General features: G+C 62.1%; 2 protein-coding genes. Both read left to right on the top strand.

Going from position 1 to position 6,347, the window contains the following annotated elements:
• Positions 1-214: 214 nt before the first annotated feature.
• Positions 215-4,081, top strand: a complete 3,867-nt coding sequence (locus HQL56_14500; protein MBF0310730.1) for a response regulator — start codon at positions 215-217, stop codon at positions 4,079-4,081.
• A complete protein-coding gene (locus tag HQL56_14495; GenBank protein MBF0310729.1) occupies positions 4,078-6,153 on the top strand; it encodes an EAL domain-containing protein in 2,076 nt (691 codons plus the stop codon). The genes HQL56_14500 and HQL56_14495 overlap by 4 nt, the downstream gene beginning before the upstream one ends.
• The last annotated feature ends 194 nt before the right edge of the window (positions 6,154-6,347 follow it).

Here is a 6,347-nt window from a genome sequence, read left to right as displayed (position 1 = left end):
GGAAACAGTTCGTCCGCATCGTTCGGATGATCACTCATGAAACGGGCTCCTCCGGTTTGGATCAGAAAACCCAAGCCTGCCCCAAAATCTACCGGCCCGCCAGGAAGAGATAATGCTGCGATCCTGCTTGACCTTCGCCCTGTTGAATACATAGCATTTCCGTGAGGTCGGGAACCGCACGGGTTCCCGCAACGCCCCGGAGATGGAGAACCCCATGATCCGCCATCGTTTCGGCTGGCACCTGCTCTGGGGATTTCTGCTGGTCTCTCCCCTGCCCATGGCCATTCTGGCCTGGGTCTACATCCATCAGTTCGAAGCCACCCTGCAGGAAACCACTTTCAACAGCCTGGCCGCCATCGCCGACAAGAAGATGGGGCAGATTCGTTCCTACATGGAACAGCGTCGCCTCGATGCCCGGGGTTTGGCCAGTCTGCCGCAAACCCGGGAGATGTTGAAGGTCATGGGCCAGTCTTTTCTGGAACCCCTCTCCAACCGCACCATCTATCGGGAGTTCTTTTCGGCCTATGCCGAAAATGCCGGTTATTACGATCTGCTGCTCACCAACCACTTGGGAAACGTGGTCTTCTCTCTGGCAGGGGAGGCGGACCTGGGCAGCAATCTGGAAACCGGGCCCTGGCGGGATACGGTACTGGTCAAAACCCATCGGGAGGTGATGAAGATTCACGAGGCCCGCATCAGCGATTTTCGTCCCTACCCGCCCAGCAATCGACCTGCGGCGTTCATCGTGGCACCGATCTTCCAGGATAAACAGGTGCTGGGCACCCTGGCCCTGCAACTCGATCTGCAGAACTTTCTGAAGGAGGCCACCGATGCCACCGGCCTGGGGAAAAGCGGTGAAACGGTGCTGGCCCAGCGGGTGGACGACGATATTCTCTACATGGTTCCCCTGCGTCATGTGCCGGATGCCGCTTTCAACCTGAAAATTCCCCTTTCCCGATCCGCCACACCCATGCAAAAAGCCCTTCAGGGGGAACATTCCCAGGGCATCGACCATGATTATGCCGATTACGAAGTCGTGGCCAACTGGCGCTATCTGCCGGAGCTGCGCTGGGGCATGGTCGTGAAGGTCAACAGTGACGAAGCCTTTGCCCCGGCCCACGACCTGCGTCGATTCAGCATGGCGTTGCTGGGAGCCTCTCTGCTGGCGGCGGCGCTGGCCGCCTATTTTCTGGGCCGGGCCATCGTTTCACCGTTGCATCGGCTGACCCGGATCAGCCAGAACATCGCTGCCGGAAATCTGGAACAACGCGCCCCGGTCCAGGGGTTCAGCGAAAGCCGGGATCTGGCTACCGCCTTCAACGACATGGCCGCCCATCTGCTGGAGGCCCGGGAAACCCTGGAAAACCGGGTGGAAAGTCGCACCCGCGAGTTGGAACAGGCCAATCGGCATCTGCAAGAGCTTTATACCCTGCAGCAGGCCATTCTGGATCATGCCGGACACGCCATCATCGCCGTCGACCCCGGGGGGCTGATCACCGTCTTCAACCATGCCGCAGAAAGGATGCTGGGTTATGAAGCCGGGGAGATGATCGGGCGGCGCACTCCGGCCAGTTTTCATGATGCCCGGGAGATGCGCCTGCGGGCCGAAGCCCTCTCCGCCGAACTCGGCGAGACGATTCCCCCCGATCTGGAGGTCTTCACCGCCAAGGCCAAACGGAATTTGCCCAACGAGGCCGAATGGGTCTACGTTCGTCGGGACGGCAGCCGTTTTCCGGTGCTGTTGACCGTTTCGGTGCTGAGGGACCGCCAGGGCGAGATCACCGGCTATCTGGGGCTGTCGGTGGATATCAGCAAGCGCAAGGAGGACGAGGAGAAGTTGCGCCTTCTCAATCGCGAGCTGGAGCAGTTCTCCCGGCAGGCCACGGAGCTGGCCAGCCGCGCGGAAGCGGCCAGCCAGGCCAAGGGCCGGTTCCTGGCCACCATGAGCCACGAAATCCGCACCCCTTTGAACGCCATCATCGGCTTGAGTCAACTGGTACTGGAGACCGATCTCTCCCCACGGCAAAAGGACTATCTGCTCAAGGTTCACACCTCTTCGAAGGCGCTTCTGGGCATTCTCAACGACATTCTGGACTACTCCAAGATCGAGGCGGGCCACCTGACCCTGGAGAGCATCCCCTTCCGGGTGGAGGAGCCTCTGGAGCAGGTGGCCAATCTTTTCGGGGCGCGCATCGCCGAAAAGGGGCTGGAACTCTTCCTCGAAATCGCTCCGGATGTGCCACGTTCCATCCGGGGCGACCCTCTTCGTCTGACCCAGGTGCTGAACAATCTGGTGGGTAATGCCGTCAAGTTCACCGATGCGGGAGAGATTCATCTCAAGGTGACGCGACTGGAACAGCAGGCCGATCGCCTGCGACTGCGCATCGAGGTGCGCGATACCGGTTGCGGCCTCTCCCCGGAGCAGGAGGAGCGTCTGTTCCAGCCTTTCACCCAGGGGGACGGCTCCACCTCCCGACTGCACGGCGGCACCGGGTTGGGACTGGCCATCTGCCGCCATCTGGTGGAGGCCATGGGCGGGGAACTCCGGGTCTCCGGCACACCCGGTGAGGGGTCGGTGTTTTATTTCACTCTGGAAGCCGGCGTCGTGGTTGCGGAGAACGACACCGAAACCGCCGCACTGCAGGGACGCCGCGTCCTGGTGGTGGATGACCAGGAGACGGCGCGCCTCATTCTCTGCCAGCTTCTGGAATCGCACCATCTGAAAGCCGACAGCGCGGCCAGCGGCGAGGAGGCCCTGACCCGGCTGCTCGCCGACACGGCCCCCGCCTTCGATTTCCTGCTTGTCGACTGGCGTCTGCCGGGCATGAACGGGCTTGAACTGATCGGTCGGATCGGAGAAGCCGTCTCCCTCGGCAAGCTTGCCGCCCGTCCCGGTCTGCTGTTGATGACCGCTTTCGACAGGGAGCTGCTGCAATCGGAGTATCCCGCTCTGCCCGTCGACGCCTTCCTGACCAAGCCGGTCACCCCTTCGGCGTTGTTCGAAGCCTTGAGGAACCTGTCGGATCCGGAGAAGAGCCATCCGTTCAATCCTGCGGAGCAAAACGCCGCCCCGTCGGTCGATTTCCGGGGGCGGCGACTGCTGCTGGTGGAAGACAATCCCCTCAACCAACAGGTGGCGCGGGAGTTTCTGGAACGGCTGGGCTGGCGGGTGGAGGTGACCAATCATGGCGCGGAAGCCCTGGCCTGGCTGGAAGACAACACCTGCGACGCCGTCCTGATGGACATGCAGATGCCGGTGATGGACGGACTGGAGGCAACACGAAACTTGCGGAAACGGCCACAATGTCTGAAACTGCCGGTCATCGCCATGACCGCGGCGGTCCTGCCGGAAGATCGGCGTCTGTGTCAGGAAGCGGGCATGAACGATTTCGTGGCCAAGCCCATCGATCCGGAGGAGCTGGTGAGGGTACTCTCCACCTGGATCGGTGCTTCCGGCCCGGAACCGGCGGCCTCGGGCAGGGAACCCCTTCTGCCCCGTCACTTGCCGGGCTTCGATGCGGATAGGGCCTTGCGGCTGCTGGGACGGGACGAGGCGTTGCTGGTCCGGTTGCTGACGGTGTTTCGCGCCGAGCAGAACACGGTTGCCGAACGACTGGCGGCCTGGCTCGATCAGGGAGAGCGTCAACCGGCGCTGGCCCTGCTGCACGCGCTGAAGGGGCAGGCCGGCAATCTGGGACTCATGGCGCTCTCCCAGGCCGCCGCCGCGCTGGAGGCCGGACTCCGGGAGAACCGTGGGGATCTGCAGGTCTTCGTGACCACCCTCGGAGAGACCCTGAAGGCCCTCGACCTCTTCCTGCCGGTCATCTCGTCCCCGGTGACACCCTCTGCGGCGGATCCCGGTCGGATGGGGGCGCTGCTGACCCGGCTGGAACCCTATCTCAAGGAACAGGAACTGGTGCCGGAAGAGCTTATGCATACCTTGCGTCTTCTCGTCGCCGGCGTCGCTCCCCACCATCCCCTGGTCGGGTTGCAAAAGGCGCTGGACCGTTTCGACCACACCGGAGCCCTCTTCTTCCTGCAACAGGCCATGGCCCTGCCGTCGGAAGCCCCCCCCGCATGAATACCGACCTCTCCCCCGCACTGATCCTGCTGGTGGACGATCTGCCGGAGAACCTGCATGTTCTGGCCTCCGCTCTGCGCAATCAATATCGCATCAAAACCGCCACCTCCGGAGTGTCCGCTCTGGAACTGGCCACTCGTGAGGATACCCCCGATCTGATCCTGCTGGACGTGATGATGCCCGGCATGAACGGTCATCAGGTGCTGGAACGTCTGCGCGCCAATCCCCTCACCCGGGAGATTCCGGTGATCTTCGTCACCGCCGACGATTCGGAACGGAGCGAACTCTCCGGACTGATCCTCGGCGCGGACGACTATCTCACCAAACCCATCGTGTTGCCTCTTTTGCAGGCACGGGTGCGCAATCTGCTGTTGCGCCGCAAGTCGGAACAGGATCTGCGGCTGGCCGCTCAGGTCTTCGAAAATACCAGTGAAGGCATCGTCATCACCGACGGGAAAACCCGTATTCTGGAGGTCAACCGGGCCTACTGCGACATCACCGGCTTCAGCCGGGAGGAGATCCTCGGGGCCACCCCCAACGTCACCAAGTCGGAACGGCACGACCGCGCTTTTTACGACGCCATGTGGCAAACCCTGAGGGAGAAGGACCACTGGTCGGGGGAGATCTGGGATCGGCGCAAAAGCGGCGAGATCTTTCCCAAATGGCTCACCATCAACGCGGTGCGCAATCCCCGAGGTCAACTGAGCCATTACATCGGCATCTTTTCCGACATTTCGGTTCTCAAACAGACGGAGGAGAAGCTGCACCGTCTGGCTTTTTACGATCCCCTCACCGGCCTGCCCAACCGGGTGATGTTCCGTGACCGGCTGGAACAGGAGATCACCATCGTGCGCCGCTATCATCAGCGGGCCGCCATTCTCTTTCTGGATCTGGACCGTTTCAAGAACGTCAACGACACCCTGGGCCACGCCGCCGGGGACATCCTGCTGATGGAAGTGGCCCGTCGTCTCAAACACCAGGTGCGGGAAAACGATACCGTGGCCCGGCTGGCGGGAGACGAATTCATCCTGATCCTGCGGGATATCCGTGACGCCGAGGCGGCGGCCCGGGTGGCGGAAAACATCTGCCTCAGCCTGGCCCAGCCCTTCGACCTGCGAGGAGAAGAGGTATTCGTGGGGGCCAGCGTCGGCATCAGCCTGCTGCCGGATGACGGCACGGAGGCGGAAACCCTCACCAAACGGGCCGATGCGGCCATGTATCACGCCAAGGACGCCGGGCGGGGTCAATATCGTTTCTTCACCGAGGAGATGGACCGCCTCACCCGGGAACGGGTGGAGTTGGAAAACCATCTGCGCCACGCCCTGGAACGCCAGGAATTCCGGCTGCACTACCAACCCAAGGCGGAGGTGGGCAGCAACCGTCTTTTCGGGGCGGAAGCGCTGTTGCGATGGCATCATCCCCAGCGCGGTCTGGTGCCGCCGGCTCAGTTCATCCCTCTGGCGGAAGAGAACGGCCTCATCCTGCCCATCGGTTTGTGGGTGATCCGGGAGGTTTGCCGTCAGATCCGCATCTGGCGGGAGATGGGTCTGCCTCGCCTCACGGTGGCGGTCAACCTCTCGGCCAAACAGTTCCATCAGGAAAATCTGGCTCGCGTCATCGGCGACATCGTGGCGGAGGAAGGGATTTCCCCCTCGCTGATCGAACTGGAACTGACGGAAAGCACGGTGATGGACAAGTCCGAAAGCGCCACCGCCACCTTGCAGGCCCTGCACGATCAGGGCTTCACCCTGGCTATCGACGACTTCGGCACGGGCTACTCCTCCATGGCCTATCTGAAGCGTTTTCCGGTGGATACCCTCAAGATCGACCGCTCCTTCATCATGGTCATTCCCGGTATGCCCAACGATGCCGCCATTGCCCGGGCCATTATCCAACTGGCGCGCAGTCTGGGGCTGGAAGTCGTGGCCGAAGGAGTGGAAACCCCGGAACAGCGGGAGTTTCTGCAACAGGAGGGTTGTGAATTCCTGCAAGGGTTCTGGTTGAGTCGTCCCTTGGAGCCGGAGGCGTTTGCCGCGTTTCTGAAAACCCATATCGCCAACGCGAAGGATTGAGTAACTATTCAGACCCCTGTACAGCGCGGCATGACTGTAGCCAAAGGAAAAGTCCCAGGGGTGCCCCCTGGACCCCAGGGAGTGTGGGTACGTCAACGGCGGAAAGAAAAGTCCCAGGGGTACCCCCTGGACCCCAGGGAGTGTGGGTACGTCAACGGCGGAAAGAAAAGTCCCAGGGGTGCCCCCTGGACCCC

The sequence above is a fragment of the Magnetococcales bacterium genome (assembly GCA_015231925.1).
Lineage (GTDB): Bacteria > Pseudomonadota > Magnetococcia > Magnetococcales > JADGAQ01 > JADGAQ01.
Note: the sequence above shows the minus strand (reverse complement) of the source record. Positions and strands in the feature narration are given on the sequence as shown.